General features: G+C 55.9%; 15 protein-coding genes. 6 read left to right on the forward strand and 9 right to left on the reverse strand.

Annotated elements, in window-relative coordinates:
* Positions 1–6 precede the first annotated feature (6 nt).
* The 6 genes from G497_RS20285 to G497_RS18660 all read right to left on the reverse strand — a co-directional run bounded on the left by G497_RS20285 (position 7) and on the right by G497_RS18660 (position 4,002).
* Positions 7–711 carry an ABC transporter ATP-binding protein gene (locus G497_RS20285; protein ID WP_156908144.1) on the reverse strand — a complete coding sequence of 235 codons (705 nt, stop codon included), beginning with the start codon at positions 709–711 and terminating at the stop codon, positions 7–9.
* A gap of 2 nt (positions 712–713) precedes the next feature.
* Positions 714–1,613 carry an ABC transporter permease gene (locus tag G497_RS18655; RefSeq protein ID WP_051258207.1) on the reverse strand — a complete coding sequence of 300 codons (900 nt, stop codon included), beginning with the start codon at positions 1,611–1,613 and terminating at the stop codon, positions 714–716.
* A gap of 18 nt (positions 1,614–1,631) precedes the next feature.
* Positions 1,632–1,883: a hypothetical protein gene (locus tag G497_RS20670; RefSeq protein ID WP_051258208.1), complete on the reverse strand. Its 252-nt coding sequence runs from the start codon at positions 1,881–1,883 to the stop codon at positions 1,632–1,634.
* The gene (locus tag G497_RS0115345; RefSeq protein ID WP_027188802.1) at positions 1,880–2,341 is read right to left on the reverse strand and encodes a DUF2318 domain-containing protein; all 462 of its coding nucleotides are present in this window, start codon (positions 2,339–2,341) and stop codon (positions 1,880–1,882) included. The genes G497_RS20670 and G497_RS0115345 overlap by 4 nt, the downstream gene beginning before the upstream one ends.
* 165 nt (positions 2,342–2,506) lie before the next feature.
* The gene (locus tag G497_RS0115350; protein ID WP_027188803.1) at positions 2,507–3,376 is read right to left on the reverse strand and encodes an MBL fold metallo-hydrolase; all 870 of its coding nucleotides are present in this window, start codon (positions 3,374–3,376) and stop codon (positions 2,507–2,509) included.
* A gap of 11 nt (positions 3,377–3,387) precedes the next feature.
* On the reverse strand, positions 3,388–4,002 hold the full coding sequence (locus G497_RS18660; protein ID WP_051258209.1) for a rhodanese-like domain-containing protein: 615 nt from the start codon (positions 4,000–4,002) through the stop codon (positions 3,388–3,390).
* A 474-nt stretch (positions 4,003–4,476) separates the two neighbouring features.
* Here G497_RS18660 and G497_RS0115360 point away from each other — a divergent pair, with 474 nt between their 5' ends.
* Positions 4,477–5,706, forward strand: a complete 1,230-nt coding sequence (locus G497_RS0115360; protein ID WP_051258224.1) for an MFS transporter — start codon at positions 4,477–4,479, stop codon at positions 5,704–5,706.
* 333 nt (positions 5,707–6,039) lie between these two features.
* Here the strand turns inward: G497_RS0115360 and G497_RS0115365 are convergent, their stop codons facing one another.
* The 3 genes from G497_RS0115365 to G497_RS0115380 all read right to left on the reverse strand — a co-directional run bounded on the left by G497_RS0115365 (position 6,040) and on the right by G497_RS0115380 (position 11,559).
* Entirely contained in the window at positions 6,040–8,523 is a 2,484-nt protein-coding gene (locus tag G497_RS0115365) for a winged helix-turn-helix domain-containing protein (RefSeq protein ID WP_027188805.1), read from the reverse strand.
* Between the two features lie 675 nt (positions 8,524–9,198).
* Entirely contained in the window at positions 9,199–10,386 is a 1,188-nt protein-coding gene (locus G497_RS0115370) for a dicarboxylate/amino acid:cation symporter (protein ID WP_027188806.1), read from the reverse strand.
* A gap of 246 nt (positions 10,387–10,632) precedes the next feature.
* Positions 10,633–11,559, reverse strand: coding sequence for a hypothetical protein (locus G497_RS0115380; protein ID WP_027188807.1), 927 nt, complete (start codon positions 11,557–11,559; stop codon positions 10,633–10,635).
* 266 nt (positions 11,560–11,825) lie between these two features.
* Here G497_RS0115380 and panB point away from each other — a divergent pair, with 266 nt between their 5' ends.
* From panB to G497_RS0115415, 5 genes are all read left to right on the forward strand, one after another.
* Positions 11,826–12,689, forward strand: a complete 864-nt coding sequence (panB, locus tag G497_RS0115390) for a 3-methyl-2-oxobutanoate hydroxymethyltransferase (protein ID WP_027188808.1) — start codon at positions 11,826–11,828, stop codon at positions 12,687–12,689.
* 297 nt (positions 12,690–12,986) lie between these two features.
* Complete coding sequence (locus G497_RS0115400) at positions 12,987–14,423, forward strand: anthranilate synthase component I family protein (RefSeq protein ID WP_027188810.1); 1,437 nt, start codon at positions 12,987–12,989, stop codon at positions 14,421–14,423.
* Positions 14,424–14,587: 164 nt separating this feature from the next.
* Positions 14,588–16,288 (forward strand): anthranilate phosphoribosyltransferase, encoded by a 1,701-nt coding sequence (trpD, locus tag G497_RS0115405; protein ID WP_027188811.1) that lies wholly within the window; start codon positions 14,588–14,590, stop codon positions 16,286–16,288.
* The gene (locus G497_RS0115410; protein ID WP_027188812.1) at positions 16,281–17,075 is read left to right on the forward strand and encodes an indole-3-glycerol-phosphate synthase; all 795 of its coding nucleotides are present in this window, start codon (positions 16,281–16,283) and stop codon (positions 17,073–17,075) included. Before trpD ends, G497_RS0115410 begins: the two co-directional genes overlap by 8 nt.
* Complete coding sequence (locus tag G497_RS0115415) at positions 17,068–17,775, forward strand: phosphoribosylanthranilate isomerase (protein WP_084516363.1); 708 nt, start codon at positions 17,068–17,070, stop codon at positions 17,773–17,775. Before G497_RS0115410 ends, G497_RS0115415 begins: the two co-directional genes overlap by 8 nt.
* Positions 17,776–18,035: the final 260 nt, after the last annotated feature.

An 18,035-nucleotide genomic window follows, 5' to 3' on the forward strand; every position in this document is an offset into this window, starting at 1 on the left:
AATAGGTTACTCATTGGGGGCGTGTGCAATGCCCACGATGCGGCCATCCTGCATGGTCACCATGCGCTGGGCCTGCCGGGCATACTCGGGGTTGTGGGAAACCATAATTACCGTAACCCCCTGCTTGTTCAGGGAGTGCAGCAGTTGCATAATGGCGTCGCCTGTAACAGAATCCAGGCTTCCTGTGGGTTCATCGGCAAACAGCACTTTGGCCCCACGGGCCAGGGCCCTGGCAATGGCCACGCGCTGCTGTTCCCCGCCGGAAAGGGTGCCGGGGCGGGAGTTTTCTTTCCCTTGCAGGCCAACATTTTCCAGCATGTCCAGGGCCGCTTGCCGCTGGGCTTTGGTCACATGCCCAAGTCCCCCCATGAAGGGGAGCAGCACGTTTTCCAGGGCCGTTAAGTAGGGTAGCAGGTGGTGCTGCTGGAATACCATGGCAAATGTATGGCTGCGCAGGCGGTTGCGTTCTTTTTCTTTGACCTTGCAAATGTCTGTTCCTTCCATATAAATACTGCCGGAGTCGGGCAGTACCAGGGAGGAAAGGGTGTTGAGCAGGGTAGACTTGCCAGAGCCGGAACGCCCCAGAATAGCCAGGAATTCACCGCGCTGCACTTGCAGGTTCACGTCTTCCAGCACGGGCTTGACAGCACCTGGGTAGCGCTTGCTTACCTGCACGGCTTGAATGAAGGGGGAAGTGTGTGTTTTTTGCATTGTTATACCGCCGCCAGCGAATCGGCTGGTTCAACCAGCGAAGCTTTCCAGGCAGGGAATGCGGCGGCCAGGGCCGCAGCGCCTGCCACAAGCGCGGTTGTGGCTAAAAGATGTTGCAGGGAAAAAAGCTGTACCGGGCCTTCTGTCAGGTGCAGGCTTGCCAGCACATAGGTTGCCAGAAAGCACCCCGCCACATAGCCTAGCAGTCCTGCCAGGGCTCCAATGCCCAAGGCTTCGGAAACAAACACGGCAAATACGCTGCTGCGGGAAAAACCCACAGCGCGCATGATGCCGATTTCTTTTTTGCGCTCGTTCACCGAAGAAAGCATGGACATAATAATCATGGCAAGGGCTGTAACCAGAATAACCAAGCTGACATAAAAGGCCAGGTCCTGGGCAAAATGTACGGCATACATACGGCTTTCCGCCACCTGACGCAGGGCTTTTACCTCTGTGCCGGGCAGGGCTTCCTGCAATTGCAGTACAATATCTTCAATGGGGCAGCCGGAACACAGGGCCGCCACTTCCAGGAAGGTGGCTTGGTCTTGCTTGCCTGCCATGGTTTGCACGGCAGCAAGGGGGGCAAACAACACAGCATCGTCGTCGCTGCCTGTGGGCAGTAGTACCCCGCGTACCGTAAAATCCTGGCCTTGTACCTGTATGGTTTGGCCGGGGGCAATGCCCAAACTTTGGGCCAGGCTGGCACCCACCAGGGCATCATGGGTGGCGGTGGGGGAAGGGAACTCCCCGTGCACTTCCCAGTAGCCTTTCAGGGCAAGTTCTTCCTGCCAGTCTACCCCCACCACGGCGCTGGCCTTGCCGTGTATTTTGGCTGTGGCTATAAGCTTGGGGGCGATAATGGCCACATTGGCGCGCAGGGGCATGGCATTAATACCTTGCATGGCCTTGGTAAGGGGAATTCAGTGTTCCTCAAGGGTAACGTCCCCAAGGGTATAGCCGCCGTAACTTACGGTAAGCACTTCACGCTTGGGGGTAACCAGAATATTGGCTCCATAGCTGAGGAGTTTTTTTTCCAGGCTTTCCCCCACGGCCTGGGAAACCTGATGCAAACCGGTCATGGAGGCAACACCAAGGGCAAATATGGCAACCAGCAGCAGGGTGCGCAGCCATTTCGCCCTGGCATAACGTACAGGAAGGGTAAGCAGGTTCATCGGGCATTTCCAGGGAAATAGCCAGCACCGTCCAGCAGTACCTGGGCTTGAATGGTGACGGTATTTTCAGCCACGGTAAAGGCCACGGGGTGGGGGTTGCAGCCGCCGTGCACCTGCCCGATGCGGTTGTAAGCAAACTTCTGCCCGCAGTTAACGCAGACCATGCCCCCGTCTTTGTTGATGTAGCCTTTGTCTTCACGCCAGCACACGTCGCAGGCGTCCAGGGCTACGCGCAGGGTCCCCTGGTTGTCACGCACAACAAAAAAACGGATGGTTTTACCGTTTTCCTTCAATCGGTAATGTTGTGACTGCCCCTTTTCAAGGCCGGAAGCATCAAGGGTAACAACACCGTTGGCAGGGGAAACATTTTCAAAGCTGCCGCCAAAAAGGTTGCCAAATGCCAGGGCAGGGGTTGCCCCAAGCACGGCAAAAAGGAATATGGTTGCCAGTAAACGCATGACAATGTCCTGTGGTTGGAATGGTATGGGGGAATAATAGGCGACTTATTTAGTATGCATTCGTGTTACCACAGCTTTGTCCATTTGAATAGTCCTGCGGGGGCGATTTTTTACAAGACAAAAGGCGGCTGTATGCCGCCTTTTGTCTGTTTTGTTGGAGAGTCGCTACAGCATATTCACCGGGAGTTTCACAAACTGCACTCCATTAACAGCTTCTCCAAACTGGCCCGCCCGCAGGTTGGCCTGGATGGAGGGCAACAGCAGGTGAGGCACAGGTTTGCCTGTGTCGTCTGCATTGCGCCGGGCAATAAAGCTGTGTTTGTCCACCGAATAGGAAAGGCGGTTGTTCGTTTGCTGCTGCTGGTCAATGGTTGCCATACAACGTGGGCCTCGCATGCCTTCTGGCGGGTAGTCATGGCCCACATACATGCGGTAGTCACCCGGCAGGGCAAGGAGCTTGCGGGAAGAATCGTAGGCATCTTCCGCGCTTCCGCCCGGGAAGTCACACCGGCCAGACCCTACATCGGGCAGGAACATGGCATCGCCCACGAACACGGCATTGCCGATAATGTACGAGGTATCTGCCGGGGTGTGGCCAGGGGTGTACATGATTTTTGCGGGAAGGTCGGCAATGGTAAATTCTTCATCATCTTCAAACAGGTGGTCAAACTGCCTGCCGTCCTGGGGGGTGTCTGCACTGTTTTGGAAGTAGGCCTCCCACGTGTGCACAATAGCCAGAATGTGCTTGCTTATGGCAATTGTGCCCCCCAGCTTTTGCTGTAGGTAATGGGCCGCCGTAATGTGGTCAGCATGAATGTGTGTTTCCAGTATCCACTGCAAGCTTAAGCGCTTTTCCTGGATAAAGTCGATAACAGCATCGGCAGAGGTGGTTTTGGTGGTGCAGGAGTAAATGTCGTAATCCAGCACGCTGTCAATAACGGCGCATTGGGCCACGGCGTTATTAGTAGACCAGACAACGTATGTCCAGGTGGCAGTGGCTGGGTCAAAAAAACCGCGAACATTGGGTGTGTGCATGGGAAACCTCCTTACTGGCAGCTTGCGCCGGGTTTGTTGGCACCGCCGATGGAACAGCTACTGCCAGAACAGCTTTGCTGTTTATTCCACGGGGCTTTGGCAAGTAAAAATGCCAGGCCGCAGCGGTTAAGTATTGCGCTTGCCACAAGGCCCACACTGAACAGGAAGGCCAGCACACTGAATATTGGATGTACCCAGCACGCCAGTGCTGTGATGAAAACGAACAGAATACCAATGGCAATGCGCAACTGGCGCTCCAGTGGAATACCCTTGCCCTGCTCCTTGCGGGTGGCACCAGGGCCGGCCAGTGGCACCTCAACGCCCTTCAGGGCTGTAATGCCGCCCTGCACCAGGGCAACACGGGTAAACCCGGCTGCCAGCAGGGCTTCCCCTGCTTTGCGGGCACGTGCCCCACTGGCACACAACGCATACACCGGGGTGTCGCGGGTAATGCCATACTGCAACAGCAGTTGCTCTGGGTCCAGGGTATCAAGGGGCATAAATGCATGGGGGCCAGCAAGGCGAATGTCGGCATATTCCGGTGCCGTACGTACATCCACCACCAGTGTTCTCAGGTGGTCAAGGTACACCACTTCGCTGGCAGGAAGTTCAGATAGTTGTGACATGACTTTCTCTCCTTGTACCGTTGTCAGCCCGCACACACTGTTGCGGTACATATGTGCGTTGGTTGATTATGTCGCAATGTGGTAAATAACAACTTTATGTATATAGCGTATAGGAAAAAAGTCTACATATTTTGCTCTTGGTTTACCCGGTAGTCAATGCTGTCCGGCTAAAAACCGGATAGCATTGGGGCGATTTTGCTCGCAAAATTACCCAGCGCAGCGTGTCGCTTGCCTTTATAATCATCTCTTTTTGCCTACTCTTTTACGGCAATGCTTGGCAGAGAAAAAAAGATAGCCGGACACTATTACCCGGCAGTTTGTATTTGACGTGTACCTGGCCAGCAGGTAAGGCTTGGGGTATAGGCGTATGCTTGTGGCTTGCGGGTTGTCTCATGGCAAGAAGGTGTGTGGACGTATTTTTTCCAGCCAGGCACAAGCTGGCCTGAACAGTGTAACCTTGTATGGGTAAAATGTATGCATAGTCCAGGCGTGCAACCTGTGAAAGCTGCTGCCCAGCCCGCAGGAATTACGAAAAAAACATTTGCCCTGCTCAACACCTACCATGTGCTTGTGGATGGCCTGTATGATTCAGTTCCGGTGTTGCTGGCATTTGTGGTGCTGGCCTTTGGCGCAGGGGAAAAAATGGTAGGCAGTGTTGTTTCTGCAGGGCTTATGGCAAGCACTGCGGCGGGGCTGTGGGCTGTGTGGTTTTCCCGTCGTTTGAGCACAGCCGGGGCGCTTGCCCTGGTTGCCCTGTGCTATGGCATGGGGTTTGTGGTGGCATCATGCAGTGCCAGCATGTTACTGGTTGGGGCATGTTTTGTGTTTGCCATTGCCGGGCATGGGGTGTTTCATACCCTGGCTTTTTCCTGGATAGCCCAGGAAACCCCCAAGACCGCCCTTGGCAGAGCGTTAAGTGACTTTACCGCCATTGGCGACATAGGCCGCATTCCTCTTGTTTCCCTGGCGGGTTTTGCTGCGGCGCTGCCCATTGCCGGAATAGCTGGCTGGCGTGTGGTATGTGCCAGTTATGGGACTCTTGCCTTGCTCGCCGGGGGGTGGCTTTTGTGGCAATCGCGCCGAAAAGTCCGGTTCTGCCGCCCAGCCGGGAACGCAGCCCATGGGCGGGTGTTCCCTTCCCTTGCTTTGCTTAAGGAGAAAAAAATGGCCCTTGCCTTAAGCGCTACTGTGCTGAATACCATTGGCAGTGACCATATTTTTACATTCATGCCCTTGCTGTTGCTTGGTAAAGGCATTGCCCCGCAAATTATGGGGGCTTTTGCCCTTGGATTTACTGTGGGGTGTTTCGCAGGCAAGGTGCTGTGCGGGAGGCTGGTGGATTTGTGGGGTGCCCGGTCTGTGTTTGTTGGGGCAGAGGTGGTGCAGGCAGGCCTGCTGGTGCTGCTGGTGGGGCAAAGTGCCCCAGTGGGCATAGTGGCCACGGCCCTTGCCTTGGGTATGGTAACCAAAGGCACTGTGCCTGTAGTGCAAACCATTCTGGCCGGGGCCGTGGTGCCTGGGCAGTCCTATGAAGAAGTTTTTGCTGGCAGTTCTTTTGTGCGCGGCTGCGTGAACATGACGCTACCCCTGCTGTTTGGTGCCCTGGCAGCCATAACCAGCATGGAACTGGTGTATATTCTTATGGGTGCGGCAGCGCTGGTGGCCGTGGTGCCTGTGCTGTTGCCTGTAGCAGAAAAGGCGTGACGTTTCTTGTTTGGGGAGGCTTTGTCTCCCCAAGCCCTGCACATCTCCACGAAGCTTGAGCGGAATAACTACGCGCTTCCCTAGGGAAGCACTGATTAAACAACAGTTTGGAAACGCGCAGTTCTTTCGTTTGGCAAGGTCGGGGACACAGGCCCTGTGCGCAAGCTTTTTTTGAAGCAGGAGTGACAATTCCGCAGGAAAGCGGAATTAGAAACCGCCCGAAGGGCGGGAGCCGAAGGCCGAGGCCCAGGACGGGCCGAGTCAACTCTTCCGTCCTCGACTGTTTCAAAAAAAGCGAAGCAACGCCGTCAAACGGAATAAATCAGCGTTTCCCTAGCTATTGAGTTCCCGCCATTTCTGCACTGCTGCCACCCGGTTTTTTACGCCAAGTTTGGCATACACACGGGTAAGGGTTTTACCCACGGTAATGGGTTTAATCCCAAGGGTTGTGGCAATGGCTGCGTTGCTTTCCCCCAGCAGGGTAAGTTCCAGCACTTCCTGTTCCCTGGGGGCCAATTTGGGCTGCGGGTTGTGGGTTTTGGCGTGCTTTTTGGCAAGGCCGATAATGGCCGTAATGTAGGAGTCGCGTTCGCCTTCACCAGCCAGTTGGCGCAGCAACGGCTCCAGGTGTCTGCCATATTCGGCAATGGAGGTGAGAATATGGTCGGGTTTGGCAAGCTTCAGCGCTTTGCGAAGCAAGGTTTTTGCCTTTTGCTCTTTTTCGAAGTGTTGGGCAGCCAGCGCTTGCAGCAGGTAGGCATGAATGAACCCCATCAGGTTTTGGTAGGGTTCGAAAAGCTTTGGCAGGTCTTCAGCCATGGCTTCCAGTTGGGCCCACTGGCCTGTGGCAAGCAAGGCTTTTGCATGCACAAGGTACGCAAAGCCTTTGCTTTGGTAAAAGGCATGTCCTTTTTCCAGGTCGCCCTGGCGTAGCCACAGGGGAATGGCTTCGGGCATGTCCAGTACGGCGGCAATGTAGCCTTGAAACAGGTCGGCAGTGTTTATAAGAAGAGGATTTGTGGTTTTTGCCACCTGGCTCGCCACTTCTTGCATAAGTTGCACGGCTCGCTCGGAACGTTCCTGGGCAATGTCAAGGCGTGCCTGGGTAAAATTGACCCCTATAACAACTGCATGTTGTTCCTTCAGTGTTGCGCGGTAGTTTGATTTCATGAGGAAATGCTCTACCCGCTTTACGCTGCCCGTTTCCAGCAGAAATTCCGCACGGGTTAGGTCTTGGGCCCCAGCCCCGCACCCGTTGCTCAGTTCCTGGTAAATGTGCAAATGTTTTTCGGCGTTGTCCACTATGCGGGCATAGGTGCCGGGGGTGCGAAGGTATAAAAATGCCACATGAGGGCAGCAAAAGTTCCAAATATTGTCGCGCCGGGCAATGCTGGAGGATTGTTTTTTCAATAAGGCGTAGGCCTTCATATGGTATTCACGCATGGCAACCAGGTCGTTGAATGCGTCCACAGAACGCAGCAACTCAATTTCTCCCAAAACTTTTCCTTTGATGGGTTCACTCAGGCTGTCTGTTGCCGTGAAAATTTCTTCCGCTTCGTCTAGCACCGTGCCCATGGGAGAATTTTCCACATGAGCCATGTAATGGTATAAAAAAGTTAAGTATCCCATGGGGCAACGAATGCGCACCCGCCATGGAATGGCGTTTACCATGGCGGTGACCCGTTCTGGGTCTAATGGTAAATAGGTAGTTGTTTCCTTGTTCTCAAATAATTGCAAAATTCTCACCAGGGCATCGTCGGTGCCGGCACGGGTAAAAAATTGCATGGCAAGCAGGGGGTCGTCTGCGCCTGCAAACCAATTGCCAGTGCGCAGGTATAGGGCACCTTTATCAATGGTTGCCGCCGCAGCAGAAACCCCTTCTGCAAGACGACGCTGTAGAATGTCGCGCAGAATGCTGTGCATGCGGTACGTTTCAGTGCCTGGGTCAAAATTGATAAATGCGTTCTTTTCCAGGAGGGCACGTAAACGGCGCGGGGTGGCCGGGTCTTGCATAATGAAAGCAGCCTGCTGGGGAGTAAAGCTTGGCAGGGGGGAAGTGGCAAGCATCAGGCGGCGTTCTTCCATGTCAAGGGAAAGGAGAAGGGTGGCTTCCAGCAGGTGTTCAATGTCACTTGTGGGGCATAAGGCCCCTGTCGCTTGAAAATTGCATAGGCTTAACCATAATGCTGCGGGCCAGCCTTCGCTTTCTTTCCAGGCTTGTTTTGCCGCACGGTTGTTGGAAATGCCTTGTGCCTTGAACAGGTTGATGGCGTCTTGTTCTGAAAAAGCGAGCAGGTCTTGGGTGAACAGGGCTGCCAGGCCTTTAAGGCGAAAATCTTCCAGGGGCAAGCCTGGGCGGCTGCGGGAAAGCACCAAAATGTGCAGGCTGGGAATGCGAAGGCGCACAAGGCCTGCTAAAAATTCACTAATCTCCGGGGCTGTAATTGCCTGGTAGTCGTCCAGCACAAGCAGGGTAGGGTGGTTGGCCAGGGCTTCGCACCATTGTTCCAGCATGCGTTGCAGTTGCGTGCTGTTGGCAGGGAACCCCATACGGAGCATGTTTTCTGCCAGTTCTGCGCCTTGGGCATGCAATTGGCTGCACAGGCGTTCCCATTGGTAGGCAAGGCTTTGTGCTTCAAACGGGGCGGTAAGGAAAAAAGTTTTATAGGACAAATGCTCGGCCAGCTCTTGGGCTGCTACTGTTTTGCCGTAGCCTGTGGGGGCAGTAATGACAACCAGGGGGTGCTGGGCGACAGCTGCACTAAGCAGCTCGGTAATGTGTTCTCGATGGAGGATGTGTTGCGCTCTAAGAGGCATGGGTGCGCTCCGTTTTTCTGAACATTGTTGTCTATAATGTACAAATTTGAAAAAAAACGTGAAAGAAAAACAAGAAAAGCAAGTGAGCTTGGGGCACCCTTTGTTTACACTTGGTACATTTAGCCGATAAAGGTACGTTGGATGCCAGAAGCAAAACACCTACAAAATATAATCACCAGTTTTTTCCGTTTGCCACGTTTGTTGAGTAAGGGAATGGGGGTTCCGCGAATTTGAACTCCTAATCATTCTCTTAGTATATTGCACTTGCGAAACTGAACAAGCAGTATGCAGAATTAATTTCGGTTTGGCAAGATATATAAGTCTATACTAGGTGTGTGAAAAAATGGACAACACTGCCCGCAGGAAAATTGCGACGTATTACTAGATATTTAGTCCGGTTTGCCCGATGTATTCACCACAGGGGTATTCAGTGTTACCCCTGTGGCTTTTTTGTTTCATACAAATTGGGTAATGCTGTGCGCACGGTGCTGCAAAGGCAAAGTGCTTACCTGTGTTTTACCTACCATACGCTTTCCAAGTAAAAGGCGTTTCCCCTTGGGGAGCGGCGAACACGGCGCAACCGCTTTGCATCTTTAAAAAATTGGTTTTGGCGCCTGTCTGCACAGGCTGTGTAATACCAATTCTCGAGTATTATCATATGATTGGCAGTATCGCCTACACGCCAGTTTGCAGGTTTTTTGCTTCCGGGTTGAAAATGCCGTCCAGCATAAGGGCAATGGCTCCGTCGCCGGTTACGTTGCAGGCGGTGCCAAAGCTGTCTTGCAGGGCAAAAATAGCCAGTAACAAGGCCACACCAGCAGCGTCAAAACCCAGCACCGTGGTAACAATACCAAGGGAGGCCATAACCGTGCCCCCTGGCACGCCAGGGGCACCCACGGCAAATATGCCCAGCAGCAGAATGAACAGTACCATGGTGCCAAGGCTTGGCAGTGCCCCGTAAAGCAGCAGGGAAATAAGCATAACAAACAACGTTTCAGTAAGAACAGAACCGCACAGGTGAATGGTGGCCCCAAGGGGTACGGCAAAGTCGGCTATGTCGCGGCGCACCATGGTAGACTTGCGGATGCAGGAAAGGGAAACAGGCAGCGTGGCGGCGCTGGACATGGTGCCTACAGCCGTGAGGTAGGCAGGACCATAGTGGCGCACCACCTGCCAGGGGCTGCGCCGGGAAATAATGGCGGCAATAGCATACAGTACGGTCAGCCACACAAGGTGGCCTGCCAGAGCCAGCAGAATAACCACCAGGAATACAGGGGCCTGCCTGGTAATACTGCCTTCAAAAGTCAGTTCTGCAAAGGTGGTGGCAATGAAAATAGGCAAAATGGGCAGCACCAGCTTTTGTACCACCAGCATCATAATGCGTTCAAATTCGTCCAGCAGGCTTTCCATCGTTTTGGCCTGGGTAATTAAGGTGGCAATGCCCAAAATAAGGGCGGTTACCAGGGCTGTCATAACGGGCATAAGGGGAGGAATATTGAACTTGAATACCAGTTCCGGCAGTGCTTGCAGCCCGGCTACCTCTGTGGGAACGGTAAGGTGCGGGAGAATGGTGTAGCCGGTAACCATGGCGAAAAAGGCAGCGCCAATGGAAGAGGTGTAGGCAATGACAATAGCTGCGGTGAGCATTTTGCTGGCGTTTTGCCCAAGCTTGGTAATGGAAGGAGCTACAAACCCGATAATAACCAGGGGAACAGCATAAAAAATTAGCTGCCCGCAAATGTGCTTGATGGAACCTACCACTTGCATGGTGTTCAAACCTGCCACACTTCCTATGGCAACGCCTGCGGCAATGCCCAAAAGCAGCCTGAGGATGAACCCGAAATCGCTTTTGCTTTGTGTCATAACAAAACACTCCTTCCCTGATGTGGTTACATGGTAAAACCTTTATTGGCCTGGTGTGCTGGTTAGTGAATACGTCTGCATTGTTCAGGAAACGCTGGTTATGTGTTTTTCTGAAAGGACAGCCTTATGCGCAACGGTGGGCCACATGGTGCTATGCGACCTTATTATGCTGCACACACACTATACCGAAAGCATTTCCTACAAGCAAGGGAAAGGGCAGTAGCGGGCGTGCACGGCAATGGTGGTTTAGCGGGAGCGTTTTTTGCCCTTGGTTTTTGCTTTGGTTGCTTGTTGCGGCACAGGCAGTTGCCCCATAAGGGCATCGGCTACGTTTTGCGCAAGGCGCTGCAAGGCAAGTTTTTGTGTGGTGGCCCCAAGTGTGGCCTGTGTTTCCTGTTCTTGGGTAAAAGGAATGTGCAGGGCAGCCGCCCCTTGCTTTTCCCCGCGCAGGAGCATGGCCTTGCTGCCCGGTATTTCCAGTAATATGGAATACCGCAGGGTGGCGGCCGCTTCGGCCCGCAGGCGCCGCTTCTCTTTTTTCTTGGCTTCCGGTTCCTGGGCAATAAGCAAGGCAGGCGTTATTTCCAGTTCCCCCCCCAATGTGCCAGTGCCGGGCAGCGGGGTGGGTACTTCGGGGGCTTTGTGCTTGGTGGCGGCCTGTTTGGCCTCTTTGGGCAGGGCAAGGGCTTTGTTTTGTTCGTCGCGCACGTCACGCAAGGGGGGCAGGGGCATGGCTTCCGTGGTGGTTGCAGCAGTGGGTACAGCCATTTCAGCCCGCAGGCCCCTTTCTGCCAGCGTTTCCATGAGTATGGCTATAAACTGCTGTTCCAGGGCTGCGGCAGGCTGTGCCATGGAAGAATTTATGGGAGGCACCGCCTGTGCTGTGGCTTCAGCTGTTTCTTGTGGCGCGGCTTTGGGGGCTGGGCTCATCAGCACGCGCAGTGGGGCCAGCAGTATGGTTTGCCCAGGTTGCATCGGGTTGGCCGAAGCTTTTGGGGGTGTATTCGTCACTCTCTTTTTAGGCGTTGTTTTGGCGGCATCTGTGTAGTCGTCATAGTCCAGCATGCTTTGGTTTACTGGGGCAGCCAGCGCCAGGGCCGGGGAACACAGCAGAAAAAGGCCAGCATACAAGGCGAAGCAGGCGGGGCGTAGCAGCAGAAAGAGTGCATTCATGCGTAGGTACCAGGGTTAAGGGGGCAGGTGGTGGCAGGCCATGCCAGTACAGGCTGCCAGTACAGGCTGCCATGGCTTGCAGGGCATGTAAGTATACCAGGAAATGGAAAGGAAGGAAATGGTGGTGCAGCCATTCATTTTTGCGGGTAACTAAATGAGCGGTCCGCTTCAGGTCTTTACCTTCCTGCCTGGGTGGGGTATGGGTGGGCTTAGGGGTGAATCTCCTCCTTGCTATTTTTCTTCCATTCTTCCATAAGGATAAGCCCATGAGTGTTCCCGTAAAGCCGCGCAGCAGCGCTTTAGCTATTCGGCAGGCCAAAGGCCAGCGTAAAATTGCCATGCTTACGGCGTATGATTTTCCTTTTGCCAGCCTTGTGGACGGCAACGGGGTTGATATTGTTCTTGTAGGCGATTCCCTGGGCATGGTGGTGCTGGGGGAAGCCGACACCCTGAGCGTAACCCTGGATGATATGATTCGCCACACAAAAGCCGTAGTGGGGGCTGTGCAGCATAGCCTTGTGGTGGCAGATATGCCCTTTATGACCTATGAAGCCGGGGTGGAAGCAGCCCTTGCCAACGCCGCCCGCCTTGCCCAGGCCACAGGGGTGCGGGCAGTAAAGCTGGAAGGCGGTGCCCACATTTTGCCCCAGGTGCGGGCGCTGGTGCAAAGCGGTATTGCTGTAATGGGGCACCTTGGCTTAACCCCCCAGCGGGCCGCTATTTTTGGCGGGTTCAAGGTGCAGGGCCGCACGGCAGCTTCTGCCAAGGCCATGCTGGCGGACGCAAAAGCCCTGGAAGAAGCCGGGTGCTTTGCCCTGGTGCTGGAAGCAGTGCCCAGTGTGGTGGCAGAGTATATTACCCAGCGCATTGGCATTCCTACCATTGGTATTGGTGCCGGGGCCGGGTGCGACGGCCAAGTGCTGGTGCTGCACGACATGCTTGGGCTTACCAGCGGGCATATACCCAAATTCGTCAAGCAGTATGCCAACTTGAAAGACCAGGTGGCCCAGGCTGTGAGTGCCTATGTGGCAGACGTGCAGCAGGGCCAGTTCCCGGCAGAGGAACATGGGTTTGCCATGCCGGAGGCGGAACGCACCCTTTTGCTAGGGAATGACAAAAAAAAAGGTTGACAGCCCTTTCCTTTTGCTTTTATAAAAATAGAAATTATTTACACACAGCTTTGGATAATACCATGACTACCCAGATTGAACAGACCATTTCCACCGCACGCTCCTTGAGCTTCGCCCCGCAATGTGGCGTTGCTTTTGGTCGTTGGTGGCAAGGCGCTCTTTCTGCGGGATTGGTTCGCGTCTAGCGCTGTATCGTTACACAAAAACCAAAGGGCCGCAGGCATATGCTTGCGGCCCTTTTTTGTATTTGCCAGGGGGGCCGCAGCAAGGCCCGCGTCCTTACTAAAGGAGCCCCCCATGGCACTTCTTTTGGCACAACATGCCACGCTTTTGGAAAGCGACCTGGAAACCCCGGTGGGACTTTTTATCCGCCAGGTGGGTGAAAAACAGGGTATTTTATTGGAAAGTACAGATGTAGACGGGCGCTGGGGCCGTTACAGCGTTATTGCTGCGGACTTTTTGCTTACTGCCCGGTGCCAAAATGGTGTGCTGGAATTAACCACGGCAGACCCACGCCTTGCTCCCCTGCATTCCCATGCGGGCAAACCCTACTTTGAAGGCGTGCGTGGCCTTATGGAATCGCTGGAAGTGCAGCCCCCCCAAGGGTTGGACTTGCCAGCCATTACCCGTGGGCTGTATGGCTACCTTGGCTATGGGGCTGCCGGGCTTTTGGAACCAGCCCTAGCCCCGGTGTTGCCCCCGCAAGAAGCGGAAGCCTGCCTTGTGTTGCCCGGCACCCTGACCCTGTTTGACCACGTGTATAATCGTATTATTCGTCTTACCCCCTACCTTGAAGGCGGCCCCCTGCAACCCTTGCCGGAAACGGTTGCTGCCCAGGGCCAGCATGAAACCCGCCCCCCCGCCACGCTGCCGGGGAAAGAAGCCTATACCGCTGCCGTTGCCAGGGTGAAAGAACAGATTGCCCAGGGTGAAGCGGTGCAGGTGGTGCTTTCCACTTCCTTTTCCGCGCCCTTGGCGGAAAGTCCTTTTTCCTTATACCGCAGGCTGCGCCGGGTAAATCCTTCCTCTTACATGTTCTACATGCGCCTGCCGGGCATGGTGCTGCTTGGTTCCTCCCCTGAAGTGCTGGTGACGTGCGAAGGGGGAACCCTGCGCCTGTGCCCCATTGCAGGCACCCGCCCCCGCAGTAAAGATGCCGCAGAAGATGCCATGTTCGGCGACGACCTGCTGCAAGACCCTAAAGAAAAAGCAGAGCATGTGATGCTGGTGGACCTTGGCCGCAACGACCTTGGCCGGGTGGCTGTACCCGGTTCTGTGTGCCTTGAGCGGTTCATGGAAGTGGAGCGCTTTTCCCATGTGATGCACCTGACTTCACGCATTGGGGCAGAGCTTGCACCGGGCAATGATGCCATTGACGTGCTGGCAGCCACTTTCCCCGCAGGCACAGTAAGCGGTGCCCCCAAGGTGCGGGCCATGCAGATTATAGCAGAGGAAGAAGCCGCCCCCCGTGGCCCCTATGCCGGGGCCATTGGCTGGCTTGGGCTGGATAAAAGCGCTGTGCACCTTGATTTTGGCATTACCATTCGCAGCATGTGGGTGCGCCAGGGCCAGGTGCGCTGGCAGGCCGGGGCTGGCATTGTGTATGATTCTGTTCCTGAAAAGGAATGGGCGGAATGCCAGGCCAAAGCCGCTGTAATTCGCCAGGTGGTGTTGGGGGAAGAACCGCAGTGTTCTGCTGCTTCCTCCCGTTGTGTACCCAGCCCAGAGCTTTAGGGAAACGCTGATTTATTCCGTTTGGCGTCGTTACTTCGCTTTTTTTGAAACAGTCGAGGACGGAAGAGTCCACTCCTGCTTCAAAAAAAACTCGTGCCTTGCCAAACGAAACAACTGAGCGTTTCCCAAATGCCATTTAATCAGTGCTTCCTTAGGAGCTAGATATGTTTTTGCTCATAGATAACTACGATTCGTTTACCTACAACCTGGTGCAGGCTTTTTACCAGCTTGGGCGCACCCCTGTGGTGGTGAAGAACGACGACCCTTCCCTGCTGCAACTGGCAGAAAACCCGGAATTGGCCATGGTGTGCATTTCCCCCGGCCCAGGCAGGCCGGAAAATGCCGGGCAGTGCCTTGCTTTTTTGCAGCGCTTGCCCAAGCAGGTACCTGTGCTGGGGGTGTGCCTGGGGCACCAGTTGCTTGGGCATTTTGCCGGGGCACCGGTGGAGGTAACAACCCCTGCCCATGGCAAGCAGTCCCCCATAGTGCATGAAGGCACGGGTATGTTCAGTGGTGTTACCTCCCCCATGCAGGTGGGGCGCTATCATTCGTTGGTGGTGCGGCCCAAGGGCAATGAACCACTGCACGTGACTGCCCGCACGGAAGATGGCGAGGTTATGGGCCTTGTGCTGAACAACAGGCCATGGGCCGGGGTGCAGTTTCACCCGGAATCTGTGCTTACGCCGGAAGGCATGCGCCTTCTGGCCAATTTCCCCTCCGGCCTGCTCACCGCCCAGCCGGAGCTGACCTTTGCCGCCCGCACCGCCCTTGGCAAGCAGCACGTGGGCGTTAGCGGAACCATGCAGGGGAGCGCGGGGCCAGCCCCCATACAAATGCCAGCCATTATTGAACAACTGGCCCAAGGGGAAGACCTTACGGCCCAGCAGGCAGCCGAAGCGTTTACCCGCCTGATGGAAGGGGAGTTGACTCCTTCCCAGGCCGGGGCGCTGCTTTTGGGGCTGCGGGCCAAAGGCGAAACCCCGGAAGAAGTGGAGGCCGCCGTGAATGCCGTGTTGGCAAAGGCCGTGCCTGTGCCGCCTGTTGCCGGGGTGGCGGTGGACATTGTGGGCACCGGGGGCGACAACAAAAGTTCCTTTAACTGCTCCACCGCCACAGCCCTTACCCTGGCAGGCATGGGGCACAAAGTGCTCAAGCACGGCAACCGTTCTGTTTCGTCCCGTTGCGGCAGTGCCGACGTGCTTGAACGCCTGGGCCTGCCCCTGGATACCCCGCCGGAAAGTGTGCCCGCCACCCTGGAGCGTGAAGGGTTTGTGTTTTTGTATGCCCCGCGCTACCATCCTTCCTTCCGCCATGTTATGCCTGTGCGGCGGGAACTGGGTGTGCGTACCCTGTTCAACATTCTTGGGCCATTGGTGAACCCTGCCCGCCCCACCCACCATGTGTTTGGCGTGGCACGGCAGGCGCATCTTTCCCTGGTGGCAGCCACATTGGCCCGCGACCCCCGCGCCACAGGCGTGGTGGTGCATGGTGCCGGGGGCTACGATGAAGCAACTCCCCTGGGAGAATGCGCCCTTATGTTTGTGCGCGGTGGCACCGTGCGCCCTGGCACTTTGAACCCCGCCCTGCTGGGGGTAGCCCCCTGTACGGAAGCAGACCTTGCCGTGGAAGGGCCGGAAGAGGCAGAAGCCGTGCTCCGCCTTATTTTGCAAGGCAAGGGCCCCAAAGCCATGCAGGAAATGGTGGCCCTGAACCTGGCCCTGGCCGTGTACCTGCTTGGGCTGGACACCGGGGAAGAACACATAGACCCTGCTTGCGGGTTTGACCCGCAACGTATGCAGGAGGCCATGCAGCAAGCCCGCGCCGCCGTGCAGGCTGGTGCAGGGGGGAGGTATGTGCATGCTTGAGAAATTTCGTAAAGCCAAGGCAGCGGAAATTGCCATGCTTGAGGCGCAGGAAGCAGCAGGCACCCTGCCTGCACCCTTTGCCGGGCCGCGCCCATCCTTTTCCGGTGCGTTGCTTGGGGGTAGGTCCCCGGTAGTCATTGCCGAATATAAGCGGGCTTCCCCCTCCCTTGGAAACATCAATCTGGCCCTGGAGCCGGAAGACGTTGCCGCAGCCTATGCCGCTGCCGGGGCCAGTGCCCTTTCCGTGCTCACTGAAGAAGAGTGGTTTAAGGGCAGCCTTGCCTTTTTACCCCGCATGCTTGGCCCCGGCCTGCCGCTGCTGCGCAAAGATTTTATTTTGCACCCGCTGCAAGTGGTACAAACCGCCGCCACGCCCGCTTCTGCCTTTTTGCTTATTGTGCGTATGCTGCCCGGTGACTTGCTAGAAGAATTGCTGGCCTTGGGCACACATTATGGGCTGGAAGCCGTGGTGGAAGTATTTGATGCCGCAGACCTTGCCAGGGCCCAGGCTGCCGGGGCAAGCATTATTCAGGTGAACAACCGCGACCTGGACACCCTGAAAACCGATACCGCTGTTTCCCATGCCCTTATTGCAGCCAAGCGCCCCGGTGAATGCTGGATAACAGCCAGCGGCATCAGTAATGCAGAGCAGTTGCAAAGTCTTCTGGCCCTTGGGTATGACGCGGCCCTGGTGGGTAGTGCCCTTATGGCAGGCGATGCTCCAGGCGGGAGCGGAGCAGCGTTGCGCGGGGGCCTTGCCGCCTTGCGCGGGGCCAGCCATGGGTAATGCACTTGGGCAACAAGGGCCGTGTGGGGTTGGGGCTTCGTGCCAGCACAATACCCTTATTAAGGTGTGCGGCCTTACCCGGCCCCAAGATGTGGCCCTGTGCTGCCAGCTTGGTGTTCATTTTGTGGGCTTTATCTTTGCCCCCAAAAGTCCACGCCGGGTCACGCCTGCCCTGGCAGCAGCGTTACGTTCCTGCGAGCCCGTCCAAAGCATTTCGGTTTCTCCCACTCCTCATTCTGCCCCCCGGCGGGTGGGAGTGTTTGTGGGGGCCACGGTGGAGGAAGTGCAAACTACCATGCAGGAAGCGCACCTTGATTTTGCCCAGTTGCACGGAGGGGAAGATGAAGCCTTTTGCCGTGCCGTTGGCCCGCAACGGGTCATTAAAGTCTTGTGGCCTGAACGGCTGGGGTGGCAAGGGTTGGAGCAGGAACTTGCCCGGTTTGCCCCGGTGTGTGCCATGTTCTTGCTGGAAGCAGGCGCAAGTGGCGGTGGCAGCGGCAAGGCTATGAACTGGGAGTTGCTGGCCGGACTAAAAGTACCCCGCCCGTGGCTGCTGGCTGGGGGGCTTGGCCCCCATAATGTGCGCGAAGCCATTGCTGCCTGCTGCCCCACCGGGGTGGATATGAATTCCGCCCTGGAAACAGCCCCAGGCATTAAAGACTATGCCCTTTTGCACGCTGCTGTTGTTTGTGTTGGGTAGAATAACGATGCTTTTGGGGAGGCTCTGCCTCCCCAAGCCCTCCCTTTTTCCGCTCGGGTGTCGTGGAGATGCTCCGACGGCTAAGCCGCCTACGCCCTCCGCCCTTGCTCCACGGCTCGCAATGCTCGCGACTGCCGTCGGCTTAAAGGAAGGCTAGCGACGGCTTTCGGCTCAAAGGACATGATTCCTTGGAACCCCTATCAGTGGGCAAGGCAAATATGGGGGTCAAGGGGCGTCACGTCCCTTGCAGGGGGCTGGGG

It is taken from the genome of Desulfovibrio cuneatus DSM 11391 (assembly GCF_000430005.1).
GTDB lineage: Bacteria > Desulfobacterota > Desulfovibrionia > Desulfovibrionales > Desulfovibrionaceae > Frigididesulfovibrio > Frigididesulfovibrio cuneatus.

Coding starts and splice junctions, on each gene's coding strand:
- G497_RS0115370 (WP_027188806.1), bottom strand. CDS start 10,386: ATGACACAAAGCAAAAGCGATTTCGGGTTCATCCTCAGGCTGCTTTTG.
- G497_RS18655 (WP_051258207.1), bottom strand. CDS start 1,613: ATGCAAGGTATTAATGCCATGCCCCTGCGCGCCAATGTGGCCATTATC.
- G497_RS18660 (WP_051258209.1), bottom strand. CDS start 4,002: ATGTCACAACTATCTGAACTTCCTGCCAGCGAAGTGGTGTACCTTGAC.
- G497_RS0115410 (WP_027188812.1), top strand. CDS start 16,281: ATGCTTGAGAAATTTCGTAAAGCCAAGGCAGCGGAAATTGCCATGCTT.
- G497_RS0115365 (WP_027188805.1), bottom strand. CDS start 8,523: ATGCCTCTTAGAGCGCAACACATCCTCCATCGAGAACACATTACCGAG.
- G497_RS20285 (WP_156908144.1), bottom strand. CDS start 711: ATGCAAAAAACACACACTTCCCCCTTCATTCAAGCCGTGCAGGTAAGC.
- panB (WP_027188808.1), top strand. CDS start 11,826: ATGAGTGTTCCCGTAAAGCCGCGCAGCAGCGCTTTAGCTATTCGGCAG.
- G497_RS0115380 (WP_027188807.1), bottom strand. CDS start 11,559: ATGAATGCACTCTTTCTGCTGCTACGCCCCGCCTGCTTCGCCTTGTAT.
- G497_RS0115345 (WP_027188802.1), bottom strand. CDS start 2,341: ATGCGTTTACTGGCAACCATATTCCTTTTTGCCGTGCTTGGGGCAACC.
- trpD (WP_027188811.1), top strand. CDS start 14,588: ATGTTTTTGCTCATAGATAACTACGATTCGTTTACCTACAACCTGGTG.
- G497_RS0115415 (WP_084516363.1), top strand. CDS start 17,068: ATGGGTAATGCACTTGGGCAACAAGGGCCGTGTGGGGTTGGGGCTTCG.
- G497_RS20670 (WP_051258208.1), bottom strand. CDS start 1,883: ATGAACCTGCTTACCCTTCCTGTACGTTATGCCAGGGCGAAATGGCTG.
- G497_RS0115350 (WP_027188803.1), bottom strand. CDS start 3,376: ATGCACACACCCAATGTTCGCGGTTTTTTTGACCCAGCCACTGCCACC.
- G497_RS0115400 (WP_027188810.1), top strand. CDS start 12,987: ATGGCACTTCTTTTGGCACAACATGCCACGCTTTTGGAAAGCGACCTG.
- G497_RS0115360 (WP_051258224.1), top strand. CDS start 4,477: ATGCATAGTCCAGGCGTGCAACCTGTGAAAGCTGCTGCCCAGCCCGCA.